Raw genomic sequence first — 17,384 nt, forward strand, 5'->3', positions numbered from 1 at the left:
GGTAGTGCCGCACGGCTCGCACCGACCGAATAGGGTGAGAACCATGAGCGACGTCTCCGGCAGCGACTTCGACACCACCGATCACGACATCACCGCAACCCAGTCCTGGCAGGCGTTGGCCGCACATCAGCCGCACGTCTACAAGATGCACCTCCGAGAAATCTTCGCGGTGGACCCGGACCGTGGCCGCGAGATGGTCATCGACGTCGGCGATCTCCATATCGACTACGCCAAGCAACGGGTGCTGCCCGAAACACTGGAACTCCTGTGCAGCCTCGCCCGCGAAGCCGGGCTCGAGGATCGTCGCGACGACATGTTCGCCGGCGCACACATCAACACCTCCGAGAACCGCGCCGTGCTGCACACCGCGCTGCGCTTACCCAAGGACGCCACACTGCACGTCGACGGACAGGACGTTGTCTCCGACGTGCACGAGGTGCTCGACGCGATGGGCGCCTTCACCGACACGCTGCGCAGCGGAGAATGGAAGGGCCACACCGGGAAATCGATCACCGACGTCGTCAACATCGGCATCGGCGGCTCGGATCTGGGTCCTGTCATGGTGTATCAGGCGCTGCGGCATTACGTCGGCACCGACATCCGCTGTCACTTCGTCTCGAACGTCGACCCGGCCGACCTGGTCGGAACCCTGGCCGACCTCGATGCCGAGACGACGCTGTTCATCATCGCCTCCAAGACGTTCACCACCCTGGAGACGTTGACGAATGCGGCGGCCGCACGCACCTGGCTGCTCGACCGGCTCGGCGCGGGCGCCGACGCCGTCGCCAAACACTTTGTCGCGGTGTCCACCAACGCGGAGAAGGTCGCCGAGTTCGGCATCGACACCGCCAACATGTTCGGCTTCTGGGACTGGGTCGGCGGCCGCTACTCCGTCGACTCCGCTATCGGGCTGTCGGTGATGGCCGCGATCGGCAAGGAGCGGTTCGCCGAATTCCTCGACGGGTTCCACATCGTCGACGAGCATTTCCGCACCGCGCCGCTCGAGCAGAACGCTCCGGTCATCCTGGGCCTGATCGGCCTGTGGTACGGCAACTTCTGGGATACCCAGACCCGCGCGGTCCTCCCCTACTCCAACGACATGGCGAGATTCGCCGCCTATCTGCAGCAGCTCACGATGGAATCGAACGGCAAATCGGTGACCGCACACGGACATCAGGTCACCACCGACACCGGCGAGATCTTCTGGGGCGAACCGGGAACCAACGGACAGCACGCCTTCTACCAGCTGCTGCACCAGGGCACCCGGCTGGTGCCGGCCGACTTCATCGGATTCGCCGAGCCCACCGACGATCTCCCGACCGCCGACGGCACCGGCTCGATGCACGATCTGCTGATGAGCAACTACTTCGCGCAGACCAAGGTGCTGGCGTTCGGCAAGACCGCCGAAGAGATCGCAGCCGAGGGCGTAAAGCCAGATGTGGTGGCGCACAAGGTGATGCCCGGAAACCGTCCGTCCACATCCATCCTCGCGCCGCAGCTGACGCCGTCAGTGGTCGGACAACTGATCGCGCTCTACGAGCACCAGGTGTTCGTCGAGGGCTCGATCTGGGGCATCAACCCGTTCGACCAGTGGGGTGTGGAGCTCGGGAAGACCCAGGCCAAGGAGTTGCTGGGGGTCATCATCGAATCCGGATCACCTGCACCGCAATCGGATTCGTCGACGGACGAGCTCGTGCGGTGGTATCGGTCGCACCGCGGCCGCGCGACGTAGCCGACTACTCCCAGCGTTCGGCGTCGAAGACCTCGTCGGGGATTTCATCGCCGGGTTGGACGCCGAGCGCCTCGAGCCGACCCATCAACGCTGCCGCCACGGCGATGTGGGTGACGAGATCGGTTGGCTCCGTGGTCCGTTCGGCCGGATCGCCGCCGAGGAACTCGAGTACGACAGGCGGCACGCAGTCGCCCATGTCGAGGGCGCGGCAACCGGTGGCGCTGCGCCACGCGTCGAAGCTCGTCACATCGACCGCCTCGGCGATGTCCCCGGAACGGATCGCGGCGAGCACGTCACCGACCGACGTCAATGGTCCGGAATCGCCGCTGGACGGATCGAAACCGATGACCGTGTCGTCGTTGACCTCGTCGTCGTCGGCCAGGGTGAAGTAGACGATGCCGCGCCAGTCGCCGGCCAGTGCCGACACGTCGTCGCGCCCGAAGACATCCGTCAGCACCTCGGTGACCTCGTCGCGCCGGCGTCGACCGAACAGTTGAAACGCGCCATTCGCGACCACTTGCCCTTGCTTTGCCGACACATGGGTTACCTTACGCACGTGACACAGTGGCCGCGGGTAAGGCGTCGTCGGGTGGGTGTGCCGTTGTGTGTTCTCGCGAGCATTGTCGCGATCACCGCCGCATGCAGTTCGTCGTCGTCCTCGGATGAGGAAACCCCGACCTCGGTGCCCACCTCCGCAACGGTGACACCGACCCCGGGCGCCCCGGTCCGCACCGCCCCCGGTTCCGTCCTGACCTTCGGGCAGAGCGCGGTGCTGCCGGCCAACGCTTTTGCCGCAGCGGGTTCGACCGCGATGTTCACCGTCACCGGCATCACACCGGCCGAAGGGGTACCTGATTCGACGACGAAGGGCGGCGTCCCCTACTTCTTCTACGTCACGGTGACCTCGCTCGCCGCGCGTCCGGCACCGGCCCCCTCGGTGGTCGGGCTGGCCGGCAGCGCGGACGGCAAGACACCCGCACTCACCTTGTCCCCCACCGCCGGCTTGGGGAAATGTCCCGTCGTGACCCCACCGACGACGATGCGCCGCGGGGAATCCTATGTCGCGTGCCTGGTGTCGGTGGCCGATGAGGGCACCAAGCTGCATCAGGTCATCTACTGGGCAGATACCACCGGCGATCCGGCATTCGATTTCAAATCGTCGCCGGTCGTGTGGTCCGCACCGGGCGAGCCGACGAGCAGCCCGAGTTCGCCCGCGCCGGGTTAGCCGGGTCGGTGACGCCGATGTGCGTGCGGCACAACAGGTCAGCGCCGGCGGCGGTTGCGTTCTCGTTCGTGGCGTCGTCGGGCGTGCTTGTTCGCCACCCGGCTCTGCGTGCGGGCGGGTGGGGTTGAGTCCTGTGGTGGTGCACCGTGATCGTGCGGATCAGCCGGTGCCGGTGGGGTTTTGAAGCGAATCCGCCGCAGCCCGGGCAGCAGGTTCTCCAGGGTTTCCGGCTCACCCGGGATGATCAGACCTTCGGGCGTGGTGAACTCGGTGACCATATCGCCGTCTGCAGTGGGGTACTGATCGTCGACCCACAGCCCGAACGTCTTGAGCAGATGCCCGAACCGTCCCTTGGCATTGATGTTCTCCGCGGTGGTCTGACCCCCGACCGCGGGGTCGATGTGGTCGAACTCGGCCACGTGGTCGAGGTCGGCGTCGAACGCCGAGGTGCCATCACCGGGTATCACACTGAACCCGTCGCGCAACCGCACGAACGTGTCCAGCGCGGTCGACGGCCGATACGGATTGCCTGCGGAATGTGCGAGCAGGGTGTAGGTGCCATCCGGATTCATTGGTGTGCCTGTGGGGACGAGTGGCCGCAGGACGGCGTCGGGGCGGGCCACCAGGTCCCGCACCTGTTCGTCGCCGATCACACCGGCTCCGGCGACAAACCCGGCGTGCCGGGCGGTGCCCGCGACGGTGGACTCGTCGGCCACCACGTGGATGACCACCGCCGTCGAGGGTGGGGTGGTGCCCGGCTCGGGAATGTCGGCGGTGCAGTCGTCGGTGCCGCACAGGCACTCGAACGGGTGTCCCGTCAGCAGGGCGAACACCGCATCCGAGGCGCGCTGCTGTGTCGTGCGCGGGTCGTGCGCGCACACGCTCGCGGCCAGCGCGGTCACCGCCGCATCGGCGATCTGGGCGTCCTCGGCCGACATTGTCGCGGCGACCTGCGCCATCCCGTCGTCGGTCGTTTTACTCCAGAACCGGCGGGCCTGTTTCGCGCGGCGGCGTGATTCGCGTACCGCGTCCGGGTCGTGGCGGAACACGATCCGATCCACCATCACCTGCAACCGATGCGCCGACCAACCACCCCGATGCGCATCGAGTTCGGCGGCGATCTCCGCATCCACCCACGCGGCGCCCGCGGCGCCGTCGATCAGGTCGGTGCGCGCGATGATCGTCCCGATCCGCTCGGCACTGATGCGGCCGTGCCGTAACCGCTGCGCCACCTGAGGCAGCCGATCCCGCAACGCCACGGCCTCGTGCAGCAGCGTCTCCGCAGCACTCTGCGAGATGGCCAGGGCCATCGCGATGCGGGCGGCGCAATCGGCGACCCCGTCGACCAGGAACAGATCATCCTCACGAGACTCCACACCGACGAGTCGGCGATGGAGTTCGGCGGCGCACCGATAGTCCTGCCACGCCAGAAACGACCGGCCCCGCGTGGTGGACACGAACCCGCCGACCAGATCATTGACCTCCGCGTGATCGAGCACGTCGGCGTCGACGTAGCCGGTGAATCGGGGTGGCAGGTCCGGCCACGGTGACGCCTCGCGCCACCAGTCAGCCAACGACTCGACCGCCACCGACGACACCCTTCCACGACAAACCGACAGGGAACAGTCCGATCGGCACCCACCGTCACAGTCGCTGAAAAACGCACGTGCCCAAGCACTTCAGCCGCATCAACCATCACCCGAACGAACTGACACCACCATAAACCAGGGGTACGACAAGAATCGGGGCGCGCGGCGCAGCGGTAGACGGCCGGTCGATCTGGAGACGACTGCCGTCAGCGCCGGGGCGGTCCGGGATACGGCCCCTGCGGCGGCTGGCCGCCGGGCGCACCCGGATACGGGTTCTGCGGCGGATACTGCTGTCCCCCAGGACGTTGCGGGGTCGCGCCGGGTGGCGGGGAGCCAGGATGGGGACTTCCCGGTGGAGCCTGTCCCGGCGTCACCGGCGGCTGCCGTTGCGGTCCCGGCGGCATCGGCGCGGCCGGTCGTGGACCAGGAGGCTGCGCCTGCGGTTGCCGTTGGGGTTGCGCAAACTGTTGTGAGGCAGGGCGATTCACCGGTGGCTGAGGATAGCTCGGCTGGGGCGGTCCACCGGGCGCACTCCGGCTCGGCCCCGACGGCGCTGGCCCGGTCGGTGAGAAACCTTGCGTCCCATACGGAGACGACCCGAACTGGGGCCCGCCCCCCGGGCCGTATCCGGGCGGCCCGTACTGGGGTGGCACGGGACGCTGCCGACCGCGGCGGCCCAGCATGACCGCAAGAATGATCACCAGCACGACGACGACCCCGATCACCGGACCGAGCCACAGCCAGATGCCGGCACCCGAGGAGTCATCGGCCTTCGCGGCCTGCAGCTGCACGCCATGCGATTGCAGATAGGACCGCAGTGCGATGTTGTCGGTGATGAAGTTGAAGGTGGCGTTGTCGTCGGCCAGCGACGAGCCGGACGAGTTCGTGCCGATCACCGCACCGTCGGGATCGACGGTCGGTCCGCCCGACATTCCCTTGCCCATCTCGGCGGAGACCTCGGTGCGGGCGATGCCGGCGTCGCCGGTCTGGCGGGACGAGACGGTGCCGGTCTTGTAGGACGGCTGGGCGATCGTCGACGTGTCGTTGGTGCCCTGCACCGCGGCGGGGAAGCCGATGCTGGTGCACGGATCACCGGGTTCCGGGACGGCCGACGAGATCACCAGCGCCGGCAGCGGACCAGAGGTGTTGTTGACCTTCAGGACCGCGTTGTCGCCTTCCTTGAACTCCTGAAAGTCGATGACCTGGACGGTGGTCGGGTCGGCGAAGATGCGTTTGGGGCCGGACGGCTGTTCGATGCTGACACTGCGGTCGGGCACGTTGCTCGTCTGCGCGTCGCCCTTGACCGGCCAGGCATCGGTCTTGGCCAGTTCGAGGGTGTCCCGCGCCCACGTGATGTCACGGTTCTGCGCCTTGGCGATCGCGACGACGGCCTCCTGCCGGAAGGCGTCGGCGATCTCCGGATCGCCGGCGTTGACGCAGTGGCCTGCGGTGGCGATGTACCCGGTCGGGTCCACGATGTAACCGGTGCACGATGACGTCAGAGTCATCTCGTCGGTCCAGGTCGCACCCGAGGTGAACGGGATCTGGACGCGACCCTTGTACTCGGTCGAGATGAAGACGAGCGACGGTCCGACGGTGTCGGCGATCGACACCTTGGCCGGCTCGGCGACGGCGACCGGGTGCGTGGCGGCCAGGCCGAAGCCGACAGCAGCCATCGCGATCAGAGAATGGATGATTCGCCGTGTCACGTGCCCTGCGCTCCCACTTCCGCCCGTCGGGCCGACCCCGCGACCGACCACTGATCTGATCGTCGCACCCGTCCGGGGTGACGCCAACCTCACCGCACAAGTGCGCGGTCACCGTGGCAGAAAGTCATTCGTTCGGATGGGCGTCAGATCAGGTGCCGCGTCAGCGAGCCAGGCAGATGTCGCAGCGCCAGCGCGATGGGCAGCCACGGCCACCGCGGCACCGGCGCCCATCCGGGCTCTCGTTCGATGGCGGCGACCATGGCGTCGACGCCGGTGTCGATGTCGGTCATCAGCGCTGTCCGCACGCCACGGTTGATGTCGGTCTCGATGTAGCCGGGCAGCAGTACGGAGATGGTGATGGGCGATCCGGCGAACTCCGCCTGCAAACCCTGTCCGAGTGCCAGAAGTCCCGCCTTGGATGCCGAGTACGCGGCCTGCGCCCGGGGCAGGCCGCGGATCGCGCTCATCGAACTGACGAGGACGAGGTGGCCGGCGTCCTGCGCCCGGAAGATCTCCAGCGCGGCCTCGGCCTGGGCCAGTGCGCCGACGAGGTTGGTCTGCACCGTCTCGATGTTGGCGCTCGCCTTGCCCGTCCCGATGGGGGCGCCCTTGCCGAGTCCGGCGTTGACGATGACCCGGTCGAGCCCACCGAGTGCGTCGGCCAACTCGCCGAACACACGGGGCACGGCATCGGTGTCGGTGACGTCGAGGCCGGCGGCGGCGACCTGTGCGGCGTCGGCGCGCAGTTCGTCGGCGAGTACGTCGAGTCGGTCGGTCCGGCGCGCGCACAGGGCCAATGACCGTCCCTGTGCCGCGAATCGGCGGGCCATGCCCTCGCCCAGTCCCGAACTGGCTCCGGTGATGAGGATCTTCTGCCGTGTTGTCACGGCAGTCCAACCTACCGCCTCACGCCGTCAGGGCCGTCGTCCGCAGCGACGCGAGGACACGGTCGGTGGTGGCGCGGTCACCGATGGTGATCCGGGTGCCGGCATCGCCGCACTCTTTGGTCGCGACTCCGCAGCTGCGCAGCAGCCGGCCGATGGCGACGCCGTCGCGGCCGGGCAGGAACAGGAAGTTCCCCTGGCTGGGCAGAACCGGACATCCGATGCTGTCCAGCAGCGCCGCCATCCGGGCGCGTTCGGAACGTGTCGTCGCAACACGTTGCGCAAGTTGGTTGTTCGCCGACAGCGCGACGGGCACTGCCGCCATGGCCGCCGGCCCGACGGCAAAGGGCACCTCGAATCGCCTGAGTTGTGCCGCGATGCCACCGCCGATGCCGTATCCCACCCGCAGTGCCGCCAGCCCGTATGCCTTCGAAAACGTGCGCAGGACAAGCACGTTGTCCCAGGTGCCGATGATGCGGTGCAGGTCGGGCGGACTGTCGGAGAACTCGACGTAGGCCTGGTCGAGCAGGACCGTCACGTGTTCGGGTACCGCGTCGAGAAAGTCTCGAAGGGCTCGTTCGCCGATCACCGATCCGGTCGGATTGTGCGGTGAACAGAGCACGGCGACAACGGTTTCCGTCGTCACCGCGGCGAGCATCGCATCCAGATCCACCCCGCCTTCGGCGTCGAGGGGGACCGCGTCGATGCGCAGACCGACCATGTCCGCGAGAATGGGATAGCCGTCGAAGGTCGGTGTGGCGGTGACCATGGCGGGTGTGGCGATTCCACGCTCGGCCGCGCGTCGCGCCACCGCCTGCAACGTGGACAATGCCACCCCGGTCGCACCCGCGCCCACGGTGACACATTCCGGTGCCAGCCCGAGATGGTCGGCGATGTGGCCGCGAGTCCGGTCGGGCAGGAAGTCCGGATAGCGGTTCGTCTCCGGGATTCCGGCGCGCAACACCGCGGCCACCGCGGGCAACGGCGGATACGCGGACTCGTTGAGGTCGAGTCGGGTGACGGGCACAAGACGGGGACCGCGAGAGCCGGCGCCCGGGTGCAGCGGCGGGCTCATGGCCGGCCTTCCCAGCGCAGCGCGGCGGCGGCGGCGAAGTCGCCGGCGTGGGCGAAGGCCGCGGTCATCACCACGTCACCGCGAGCGATGCGACCGTCGGCAATGGCGGTGTCGAGGGTGTGCGGGATGCCGACGGCGAAGAGATTGCCGCATTCGTCGAAGGTGTCCGGGTGGCGTTCGACCGGAAGTTCCAGTGCTTCACGCCAATTCCGCAAGAAGATCCGGTTCGGCTGGTTGGTGATCAGCCAATCGAGATCGGGCGGGGCGATGCCGATGGTATCGGCGACCTCAATCGCCACCTCGGGCACCATCCGGTTGCCGCGGGCGAGCACCTTGGCGATCTTCGCCTCGGTGAAGCCGATGTGGATTTGCCCGGGACCGGCCTCCCAGTACTTGCGCGGCGGATACGACACACCGGTCATGTCGCCGGAGTATTCGCCGTAGGAGCGGCAGGTGGTACCCAGGATCGGGTTTCCGTGGTCGTCGTCGACGGCCACCACGGCGACGGCGGCACCATCGCCGGGGATGGCCGCCTGTGGCTTGCCGCGCACCTGTTCCTGGGTGAAGACCTGCGATGCACTGTTCTGGGCGAGGGCGATGAGCGCCTTGCGGCCACCACCCGCCGCGAGCAACGCACCCGCGACGTCGATCAGGTGGATGAACGCCGCGCAACCGCCGTTGTGGACGTCGAGAACCGTGTCGGGGCGCAGGCCGAGTCGGTGTGCCACCTCGCCGCCACATCCGCGAACCGGCACCTCCGGCAGCTGGCTGTGCGTCAGGAGTACGTCGACGTCGTCGAGGAAGTCGTCGCCGTTGCGCTGCAGCAGGATTCGTGCGGCCGCGCCGATCATGTCCGCGGATGACTCACCGTCGGCGGCGTGATGCCGGAAGGCCGGAGCGCGGAACATCATGTTGTCAGCGAGATCGTCGGTCTCCGCGAACTCCGCGAAATACTCTGCGGGGACTCGCTTTTCCGGAAGATAAGACGCCAGGTCGAGGAGACTGAGCGGGGCGGCGGTGATCATGAGCGCATCCAATCGGGGGTGATGGGCAGGTCGTTGTGGTGCCGGTATTCGGCGATGGCCTTCAGGTTGTCGAGTTCGAGTTCGTGTCCGGCGGAGAACATCTCCCAGAAGTCGCCGACCCACACGGGACGTTCGGGCGGCGCGGTCTCCGGATACGGATTCTCGTCGTAGAACGGGTGGCGGCAGTTGTTCCAAAGCACCACCGATCCGGGCTTGTCGAGGACGATCTGGGCATCGACCACTCGCATCAGGTAGATCATCCACAAGTGCCGACCCTGGTCCCAGGCACAGTGGTAGTCGACGGTCATGGCCGCCGGGTTGGCGATCGTGCGGGTGTAGATCATCGTGTTGTCGCCCAACCGATCCCGGGCCACCCACAGTCCGGGTTCGTCGGTCTCGGTGAAGCCGCGCAGACTGTACGTCCATTCCTCGAGGGACCTCGTGTCGGCGAGCCAGTTGTACACGTCGCGCGGCGGTGCGTCCACAAACCCCTGCACCGGGCAGAATTCGCCGTAGATCCTGTCGTGCGGGTACACCGATCGCAGTGACTCGAGGATGATGGGGGTGGCCACGGGCCGTGGATGGGTTTCGATCCGGGTGAGCCCGGGCAGGTCGACGGCGACCTCACCGAGGTCGGCGAGCGGCGTAAGGGTTGTCATGGTTATCCTTTCGGGAGAAACGGGGCAAACGGGGGCACTTCGTCGGGGTCCACGTCGATCACCAACGCGTTCGGTCCTGTCGCGGTGAACAATTCGGCGCACTGCGCATCGAGCTCGTCGGCGGTGCGCGGGTGGCGGACGTCGAGATCGGCGAACATCGCGTCCAGGCCTTCCGCGATGGCACTGGGTTTGAATCGGTTGACCGTCTGCGAATCGGGGAAATACAGATGATCTCGGGTGACGCACATACCGTGGGCGTCGTTGTTCAGCACGATCAGTGTCACGTCCGCCGCGTGTTCGACGGCGGTGTGAATCTCCATGCCGTGCATGAAGAACGCGCCGTCTCCCGCGATGACGATCGTCCTCGCCGACTCACCGGTGAGCGAGGAACGGACCGCGTTGCCGACACCGGCCGCGATGGCGTAGCCCATGCCGCCCATCCCCAGTGCCACGACGAACCGCTGCGACGGCGCAAACGGAAGATGGTGCAGCGCACCGGCACCCGCGTTGCCGGCGTCCGCGAAAACCGCGCAGTCACGGGGCAGATGCCGCCCGATGGTCTCGACGACGCTGCGCAGATCCGGCATCCCCGAGGCGCGAGACGGCGTCGGCAGATACTCGACGGTGATCACGGGGCGCGCCGGCGAGCGGACGATCCGCGCATCAACGAGCTTGCACAGCAACCGCATCGACTCGGCCAGATCGCCGACGCCGATGGTCACGCATCCGTCGACTCGCGGGCGGTGGCTGCCGACGACGGTCACCTCCTTGCCCCGAAGGGCCTCGTCGAGACCGGCCCGGTCGGTGACCGACAAACGTGTCCCGACGGCGAGGACGACACGGGCAGTCCGCACCGCCGAGTGCGCGCTCGGGTGACCCATGACCCCGGTGATCCCGGCACAGTCGGCGACGACGTCGCGACCTCCGGGCGAGGCCACCACGGATGCGCCGAGAAGGGTTGCCAGATCATCGACCTCACGACCGAGCAGACACGTCGAGGCCTCCTCCCCCACCCACAGACACACATCACCCGGAGACGTGGCCACCGCCGCAAGTCGGTCGGCCAGCCTCTCGAGTCGTCGGTCGGTGTCGGGGTCGGCGTCATGGTGCCGGCCGCGCCGATGGTGGTGCACCGATGTCGCCCGCGGCATCGGTGCCGCCTGCACATCCTTCGGAATCACCAGCGCGGCAGGCAGTCCGCGGTCCAGCGTGGCGAATGCCGTGTCGAGCGCGGCATCGATCGAATCGGTCGACGACACCAGCGAACACGATCCGGTCACCGACGCGAGGAGGCTCATCAGATCGATGGTGTCCGGCGGGTTGAGCATGTCCTGGAAGGCTCCGTTACCGACCAGCGGGGTCGGGGCACTGCCGATGATCGCGAGCACCGGCACGCGACTGTCGAACGCCTCGGCGAGCGCCGGGATGACGTTCATCGCGCCACCGCCCGAGGTTGTGGTCACCACACCGACGTGACCGGTGATCCGTGCGCTGCCGTCGGCCATCGCGCCCGCCGCGAACTCGTGTTTGGCGACGACCGCGGTGACCCCGCAAGCCGGTGCGGCGGCGTACAGGTCCTCGATGTTGGCACCGTGTACACCGAAGGTGACCCGCACCCCGTGTTCGCGCAGGACCCTCATCAGGTAGTGCGCCACCGACTGGATTTCTGTCATGCGCCCACGATGGGGGTCGCCGCCTGAAGGTTCGCTGAAAACGTCATCTGGTCACAGCACGCCGGGGTGCCTACCATCGGACTACAGGCGTGACCAGCAGAGGTCACCCCGGACGAGTTGTTCAAAGCATGGCGGTAGGAAAGAAATTGCGACACATCGGGCGTCCGCGCGGCAGCGTCCGCGTCACCGCGACGCTCATCGCCACGGCCGTCGTGACGGTGGCGCTGGTGGTCGGCGCGATCATGATGCTGTTCATGCTCCATCGGGCCAACAACGACGCGATGTACCGGTCGACGGGCAGACAGGCCTACCAGATCGCGACGGCTATCGATCGCCACGGGATCAAGGGCGTCGATCCGGATGACCTGGCCCCCGGGGCGGGAGTCGACCTGATACAGGTGATCGATGCCGGCGGCACGGTGGTCGCCCGGTCGCCGGGTGCACCGACGACGCCGATCATCGCTGCCCATCAGGCGCCACAGAGCTACAGCTACTTCGACAACGTGCGAATCCCCGGTTATGCCGGCGTGTTCTGTGCCACCGCTGTCGGCGCCGAACACCAGGACACCTACTACACCGTCCTCGCTCTCGATCGCGCGAGCGGCATCCGGCACAGCGAGTGGATGACCGGTGCCATTCTGCTGGCGGAAATTCCGATCCTCGTCGCGATCGCCGCGGGTGCGGTCTACCTCCTCGTCGGGTTGTCGCTGCGGCCGGTGTCGCGAATCACGAAGCAGGTCGACGAGATCACTGCGACCGAACTCGAACAGCGCGTGTCGGTCCCGCAGACCGAGGATGAGATCCACACGCTGGCGACCACGATGAACGACATGCTCGGCCGCCTGGAGCGCAGCCGGGATGCCCAGTTGCGCTTCGTCGCGGACGCATCGCACGAGGTCCGCAGCCCCCTGACGACCATCGTCGGCATTCTCGACCTCGCCGACGACACCGACTCCCCGGTCGACCTCGACACCGTCCGCACGATTCTGCTCCCCGAAGCCCGTCGCATGCAGGTCATGATCGATGACCTGCTCATGCTGGCCCGCGCCGATGAAAAGGGACTCATCCTCAACGTGGAGGACGTCGACCTCGACGACATCGTCAGCACCGAGGTCCTCCGTGTCCGGTCCCTCGGCGTCGCGCGAATCCGCGCGCACGTCATTCCTGTTCGCCTGTGCGCCGACCGCGACAAGGTCGCACGGGCATTGCGCAATCTGATCGACAACGCGGTTCGCCATGCCTCCTCGACGGTGACGGTGACGATGCAGGTCACCGGTGGGAATGCGAGCGTCACCGTCTCCGACGACGGCCCGGGAATTCCGCTCGAGGATCGTGAGGTGGTCTTCCGCCGGTTCGCGCGACTCGACGTCGATCGTCGAAGTCAGACCGGCGCCGGACTTGGCCTCGCGATCGTGGCGGAAATCGTTGCCGCGCACGGTGGTTCGGTCAGCGTCGGCGAGAGCGACACCGGCGGGGCTGCGGTGACCCTGACCATGCCCCTCCCATCGCCCGTCGATGCCGCCCCGGATACGGTGCAGCACAACGACATCAGACCACCGGCGGCCCCCGTCGGCGAACCGCTCCAGAAAACTCAGACCTCGCAGAGTCGGTAGCCGGCGCCGCGGACCGTTTCGATCGACCGCAGCCCGAACGGATCGTCGATACGCTTGCGCAGATAGCGAATGTAGACCTCGACGATGTTCTCGTCGCCGTCGTAGTTCTCGTCCCAAATGGCCTTCAGGATGAGGCTTTTGGATACGACGGTGCCCTTGTTCCGGATCAGGAACTCCAGGAGCGCGAACTCGCGTGGTGTCAGGCTCACCGGTGTGTCGCCCCGTGCCACGCTGTGTTCCGCCGGGTCCAGTGTCAGGCTTCCCGCAACCAGCACCGCGGGACGTTCACGCACACCGCGCCGCAGCAAGGCGCGCAGATGCGCCTTGAGCACGACCACCGAGAACGGCTTGACCAGATAGTCGTCGGCGCCGTAGTCCAATGCCTCGGCCTGGTCGTACTCCCCGTCCTTGGCACTGAGCATCAACACCGGCGTCCAGACCGCGCGCGCCCGCATCTCCTGTACGACCCGAAAACCGTTCAGTCCGGGCAACATGATGTCGAGAACAACGGCGTCGAACTCTTCCTCCGTCGCGCGCCACAGCCCGTCGGTGCCGTCTCCGGCGACGACGACACTCCACCCGTCGCTCTCGAGGACGCGACGCACCGTCTCCGCCCCGCGCACGTCGTCATCCACCACCAGTACTCGCACACCGCACCTCACTCTGCGGCTCCCGGTGAGCCCGAGGTGCACAGGCACCAAGAGCCCTCATGAAAGCACATGTCTCGCCCATCCCGACCCTGAGTCGACCCTACGCCCCGGCCGAGTTCCACACCGGTTTCCGCTGGTCAGGAGGCTGCCACGGTGTCACTTCAGCAGGCGCGACATCCGCCGGTCGGCGAGCACCTTCCCGCCGGTCTGGCAGGTCGGACAGTATTGGAAGGAACGGTCGGCGAACGAGACCTCCCGGACGGTGTCGCCGCACACCGGGCACGGCAGCCCGGTCCGTGCGTGTACCCGAAGACCGGTGCGCTTCTCCGACTTGAGTTTCGCCACCGCCTGGCCCTCCAGCCTCCCGGTAGCGTCGCTGAGCACCGATCGGATCGCGTCGTAGAGGGTGTCGAGTTGGTCGCCGGTCAGCGACTTCGCCGATGCGAACGGCGAGAGTTTCGCGGTGTGCAAGATCTCGTCGGAGTAGGCGTTGCCGATCCCGGCGAGCACCCGCTGATCGGTGAGGACATTCTTGATCCGTCCGGTGGTCTGCGACAGGATCTCCCCGAGGTCGCCCCGCGACATCGACAGCACGTCCGGCCCCAACGTCGCGATCTTGTCGACCTCGGCCGCATCGCGAACGATCCACACGGCAAGCCTTTTCTGCGTCCCGGCCTCGGTGACGTCAAAGCCCTCACCAGGCATTCCGCAGTGCACCCGGATGGCGATGGGGCTCTTCCCGCCGGGCCGCGGTGGCGTCGGCGAGAGCTGGTCGCTCCATCGCAGCCACCCGGCGCGCGACAGGTGGATGACGAGATCGATCGACGATTCGGGGTCGGTGTCAGAGCCGGGAATGGTGTGGATGACGAGGTATTTGCCGATCCGGCCGACCGATTCGACGATGCGTCCGGTCAGTGCGGAGTACGGCGGGTCCGCGGTCTTGAGCACCGACAGCGAGGCGATGTCGACGCGGCGGATCGGGAATCCGACCGCGCGTGAGTCGACGTAGTCCGCGATCGCCGCCACCTCAGGAAGCTCAGGCATACCTCCAGTGTGCTCTAGTAGGGGGATGATCTCCCGTCTTTCCGACGCCGACCTGGCGGCCCACATGGCCACCGGTGCCGGAGAGATCCTGCTCGGCGTCCGCCACGGCGACCTGCTGACCGGACGTCACCTCGGCGATGTCGGCGATGCGATGGCACAGGCGTGGATCGCGAACGTGCTGCATCGGCACCGGCCGCACGACGCGGTGCTCTCCGAGGAGGCCGACGATGTCGGCGACCGCGCGTCGGCCGACCGCGTGTGGATCATCGACCCGCTCGACGGCACCCGCGAGTTCGCGAACGGAACCGCCGATTGGGCGGTGCACGTGGCACTCACCGAGGGTGGCGAGGTCACCGCGGCCGCCGTCGCGCTGCCCGCCCTCGGCGAGGTGTTCCGCGCCGACACCGTGAAGCCGCCGACCGGTGAGCTCACGCGACGGATGGCGGCATCCCGCTATGGCGGGTCGTATGAGAGTGCATGGGTGTCTCGACGGCTCTCGTTGAACATGATCGCCATCGGGTCGGCCGGGGCGAAGGCGATGGCCGTGGTCCGTGGCGACGTCGACGCCTACGTGCACGCCGGCGGACAGTACGAATGGGACAACTGCGCCCCGGTCGGTGTCGCGCTCGCCGCCGGTCTGCACTGCAGCAGGCTTGACGGTTCACCCATCGTCTACAACCAGCCGCAGCCGTACATGCCCGATTTCGTGATCTGCCGCAAGGAGATTCGCGACGAGACGATGGCGGCGCTGGCCGACGTGTGGTGACAGCTCAGCGCGCAGTCTTCGTTGGTCGAGTAATTGAGGAGCGATGGCGACGAACGCATCAAGACCGCTAGCGGCACAACGCCTCTGCTGATCAATGAGCTTTGCGCAGCAGGTAGATGTCCATGATCCAGCCGATCCGGTCACGTGCGGCGGCGCGCGCCGCGGCGATCTGGTCGCCGACCTCCGCGACCGTCCCGGAGATGAGGATCTCGTCGTCGGTACCGACGTAGGCGCCCCACCAGATGTGATCGTCCGGATCGGCGGTCCGCCGGAACGCGAGGTCGCCGTCGAGCATGACGATCTGATTTCCGTCGGCACCGGGAGGGGTGTCCGCCAGCCGACGCCCGGTGGTGATGTGGATGGATTCGCCGATGCGATTGGCCGGGATCCGGTGCGCGGCGGTCAGGGCCGCGGCGCTGGTGACGCCCGGGATCACCTCGACGGTGATGTCGAGATCGGTGTGTGCGACGAGGTCGTCGACGATCCTCAGCGTGCTGTCGTAGAGCGCCGGATCACCCCAGACAAGGAACGCGGCCACTCCACGGTCGGGCACCTCGGCGCGCAACACGTCGGCGAACACGATGGCGCGGGCGGCGTGCCATCGGCGGACCTCCGCGTCGTAGTCGGCGGGATGCCGGTCTCGGGGCGGATCGGCGATCTCGACGACGCGGTGGTCAGGCCCCGCGTACCGCGCGAGGATCTCCCGCCGCGCATCCCCCAGTGACTGTTTGCCGGTTCCCTTGTCCAACATCAGGAATACGTCGACGCCGGCCATCGCGTCGATCGCCTCGACGGTGATCTGCCGCGGGTTTCCGGGGCCGATTCCGATGACGCGCAGGGTGATTCGCACGAGCGTTCAGACCTTGACCTTGCGCAGTCCGTGCTTGCGGGCGACCATGTCGAGGATCACCTGCCGGGGCGCGAGCCGACGCAGCAGGAACACCACACCCGCCTGATTCCCCTTGGCGTAGAAGGGTTTCGGATGCTCGGCGAGCGCCGCGTCGACGATCACCCGGGCCATCGTGGCGGCGTCGATCCCCTCGTCCTCGTTGCGCCGGGTGGCCGCGGCCAGGGTCTCGTATTCGGCGCGGTAGGGCGAATCGTCACCGATGTACACGTTGCGCCGGTCCCCGATGCCGGTGGCGATCGTGCCGGGCTCCACTGCGATCACCCGGATGCCGTAGGGAGCCACCTCGCGGCGGGTGGTCAGCGCGTAGGCCTTGAGCGCGGATTTGGTTGCGGCGTAATCGGACCGGAAAGCGACGGGGAAGCTGGCGAGCATCGACCCGACCATCACGATCGTGCCGCGACGACGTTCCCGCATCCCGGGCAGCACCGCCTTGGTCAGCGCGATGGGCCCGAACACGTTGGTGGCGAACAGATCTTCGGTGGCCTTCATCGGCGTGTCCTCGAATGCACCCGCCTGGCTCTGTCCGGCGTTGTTGACCAGGATGTCGATCGGACCGACCGTCTCGACACACTCGGCCGCACTGGCGTAGTCGGGGTTGTCGAGCCGCACGTAGTGCACCGCGGCCACCGGGTCGGTGATCGTGTCGGGGTGTCGGCTGGTGCCGTAGACCGTGTGTCCGCGGTTGGCGAACTGCCGCGCGACCTCGGCTCCGATACCGCTCGACGCGCCGGTGACCAGGACGACCTTGGGCGCACTCGCTGCCGTTGCACTCACGAACACACCGTAGCGTGCGCGGCCGACACACTATGGGCGTGGTCGTCGCCGACGAA

General features: G+C 67.4%; 16 protein-coding genes. 4 read left to right on the plus strand and 12 right to left on the minus strand.

Annotated features, from left to right (window positions below; genetic code table 11):
- Positions 1-43: 43 nt before the first annotated feature.
- Positions 44-1,732, plus strand: a complete 1,689-nt coding sequence (pgi, locus tag ACWDTI_RS09340) for a glucose-6-phosphate isomerase (protein WP_449737791.1) — start codon at positions 44-46, stop codon at positions 1,730-1,732.
- 4 nt (positions 1,733-1,736) lie between these two features.
- Here the strand turns inward: pgi and ACWDTI_RS09345 are convergent, their stop codons facing one another.
- Complete coding sequence (locus ACWDTI_RS09345) at positions 1,737-2,270, minus strand: hypothetical protein (RefSeq protein ID WP_449737792.1); 534 nt, start codon at positions 2,268-2,270, stop codon at positions 1,737-1,739.
- 18 nt (positions 2,271-2,288) lie between these two features.
- Here ACWDTI_RS09345 and ACWDTI_RS09350 point away from each other — a divergent pair, with 18 nt between their 5' ends.
- Complete coding sequence (locus ACWDTI_RS09350; protein WP_449737793.1) at positions 2,289-2,957, plus strand: hypothetical protein; 669 nt, start codon at positions 2,289-2,291, stop codon at positions 2,955-2,957.
- 38 nt (positions 2,958-2,995) lie between these two features.
- Here ACWDTI_RS09350 and ACWDTI_RS09355 read toward each other — a convergent pair whose 3' ends face one another.
- The 7 genes from ACWDTI_RS09355 to ACWDTI_RS09385 all read right to left on the minus strand — a co-directional run bounded on the left by ACWDTI_RS09355 (position 2,996) and on the right by ACWDTI_RS09385 (position 11,571).
- Positions 2,996-4,546 (minus strand): DUF222 domain-containing protein, encoded by a 1,551-nt coding sequence (locus ACWDTI_RS09355; RefSeq protein ID WP_449737794.1) that lies wholly within the window; start codon positions 4,544-4,546, stop codon positions 2,996-2,998.
- Positions 4,547-4,752: 206 nt separating this feature from the next.
- Positions 4,753-6,222 carry a S1 family peptidase gene (locus ACWDTI_RS09360; protein WP_449737795.1) on the minus strand — a complete coding sequence of 490 codons (1,470 nt, stop codon included), beginning with the start codon at positions 6,220-6,222 and terminating at the stop codon, positions 4,753-4,755.
- Between the two features lie 176 nt (positions 6,223-6,398).
- The gene (locus ACWDTI_RS09365; RefSeq protein ID WP_449737796.1) at positions 6,399-7,142 is read right to left on the minus strand and encodes an SDR family oxidoreductase; all 744 of its coding nucleotides are present in this window, start codon (positions 7,140-7,142) and stop codon (positions 6,399-6,401) included.
- Positions 7,143-7,161: 19 nt separating this feature from the next.
- Positions 7,162-8,214, minus strand: coding sequence for a pyridoxal phosphate-dependent aminotransferase (locus tag ACWDTI_RS09370; RefSeq protein WP_449737797.1), 1,053 nt, complete (start codon positions 8,212-8,214; stop codon positions 7,162-7,164).
- The gene (locus ACWDTI_RS09375) at positions 8,211-9,239 is read right to left on the minus strand and encodes a 3-oxoacyl-[acyl-carrier-protein] synthase III C-terminal domain-containing protein (RefSeq protein ID WP_449737798.1); all 1,029 of its coding nucleotides are present in this window, start codon (positions 9,237-9,239) and stop codon (positions 8,211-8,213) included. The genes ACWDTI_RS09370 and ACWDTI_RS09375 overlap by 4 nt, the downstream gene beginning before the upstream one ends.
- Complete coding sequence (locus ACWDTI_RS09380; RefSeq protein WP_449737799.1) at positions 9,236-9,898, minus strand: SRPBCC family protein; 663 nt, start codon at positions 9,896-9,898, stop codon at positions 9,236-9,238. Before ACWDTI_RS09380 ends, ACWDTI_RS09375 begins: the two co-directional genes overlap by 4 nt.
- Positions 9,899-9,900: 2 nt before the next feature.
- Positions 9,901-11,571, minus strand: a complete 1,671-nt coding sequence (locus ACWDTI_RS09385) for a thiamine pyrophosphate-binding protein (protein ID WP_449737800.1) — start codon at positions 11,569-11,571, stop codon at positions 9,901-9,903.
- 128 nt (positions 11,572-11,699) lie between these two features.
- Here ACWDTI_RS09385 and ACWDTI_RS09390 point away from each other — a divergent pair, with 128 nt between their 5' ends.
- Entirely contained in the window at positions 11,700-13,184 is a 1,485-nt protein-coding gene (locus tag ACWDTI_RS09390) for a sensor histidine kinase (protein WP_449737801.1), read from the plus strand.
- Here ACWDTI_RS09390 and ACWDTI_RS09395 read toward each other — a convergent pair.
- The gene (locus tag ACWDTI_RS09395; RefSeq protein ID WP_449737802.1) at positions 13,163-13,834 is read right to left on the minus strand and encodes a response regulator transcription factor; all 672 of its coding nucleotides are present in this window, start codon (positions 13,832-13,834) and stop codon (positions 13,163-13,165) included. The genes ACWDTI_RS09390 and ACWDTI_RS09395 overlap by 22 nt on opposite strands.
- A 156-nt stretch (positions 13,835-13,990) precedes the next feature.
- Entirely contained in the window at positions 13,991-14,878 is an 888-nt protein-coding gene (locus ACWDTI_RS09400; RefSeq protein WP_449737803.1) for a DNA-formamidopyrimidine glycosylase family protein, read from the minus strand.
- Positions 14,879-14,903: 25 nt separating this feature from the next.
- On the opposite strand from ACWDTI_RS09400, the gene ACWDTI_RS09405 reads away from it, so the two are divergent.
- Complete coding sequence (locus ACWDTI_RS09405; protein WP_449737804.1) at positions 14,904-15,644, plus strand: 3'(2'),5'-bisphosphate nucleotidase CysQ; 741 nt, start codon at positions 14,904-14,906, stop codon at positions 15,642-15,644.
- Between the two features lie 91 nt (positions 15,645-15,735).
- Here ACWDTI_RS09405 and cobF read toward each other — a convergent pair whose 3' ends face one another.
- Together cobF and ACWDTI_RS09415 are read right to left on the minus strand one after the other, a co-directional pair.
- The gene (gene cobF / locus ACWDTI_RS09410) at positions 15,736-16,494 is read right to left on the minus strand and encodes a precorrin-6A synthase (deacetylating) (protein WP_449737805.1); all 759 of its coding nucleotides are present in this window, start codon (positions 16,492-16,494) and stop codon (positions 15,736-15,738) included.
- Positions 16,495-16,500: 6 nt separating this feature from the next.
- Positions 16,501-17,328, minus strand: a complete 828-nt coding sequence (locus ACWDTI_RS09415) for an SDR family oxidoreductase (protein ID WP_449737806.1) — start codon at positions 17,326-17,328, stop codon at positions 16,501-16,503.
- Between the last annotated feature and the right edge of the window lie 56 nt (positions 17,329-17,384).

Source organism: Gordonia sp. NPDC003424 (assembly GCF_053588655.1).

Bases quoted from the DNA above. Each gene is read 5' to 3' on its own strand.
- ACWDTI_RS09370 (WP_449737797.1), bottom strand. From the start codon at position 8,214: ATGAGCCCGCCGCTGCACCCGGGCGCCGGCTCTCGCGGTCCCCGTCTT.
- ACWDTI_RS09405 (WP_449737804.1), top strand. From the start codon at position 14,904: ATGATCTCCCGTCTTTCCGACGCCGACCTGGCGGCCCACATGGCCACC.
- ACWDTI_RS09385 (WP_449737800.1), bottom strand. From the start codon at position 11,571: ATGACAGAAATCCAGTCGGTGGCGCACTACCTGATGAGGGTCCTGCGC.
- ACWDTI_RS09380 (WP_449737799.1), bottom strand. From the start codon at position 9,898: ATGACAACCCTTACGCCGCTCGCCGACCTCGGTGAGGTCGCCGTCGAC.
- ACWDTI_RS09390 (WP_449737801.1), top strand. From the start codon at position 11,700: ATGGCGGTAGGAAAGAAATTGCGACACATCGGGCGTCCGCGCGGCAGC.
- pgi (WP_449737791.1), top strand. From the start codon at position 44: ATGAGCGACGTCTCCGGCAGCGACTTCGACACCACCGATCACGACATC.
- ACWDTI_RS09400 (WP_449737803.1), bottom strand. From the start codon at position 14,878: ATGCCTGAGCTTCCTGAGGTGGCGGCGATCGCGGACTACGTCGACTCA.
- ACWDTI_RS09360 (WP_449737795.1), bottom strand. From the start codon at position 6,222: ATGGCTGCTGTCGGCTTCGGCCTGGCCGCCACGCACCCGGTCGCCGTC.
- ACWDTI_RS09375 (WP_449737798.1), bottom strand. From the start codon at position 9,239: ATGATCACCGCCGCCCCGCTCAGTCTCCTCGACCTGGCGTCTTATCTT.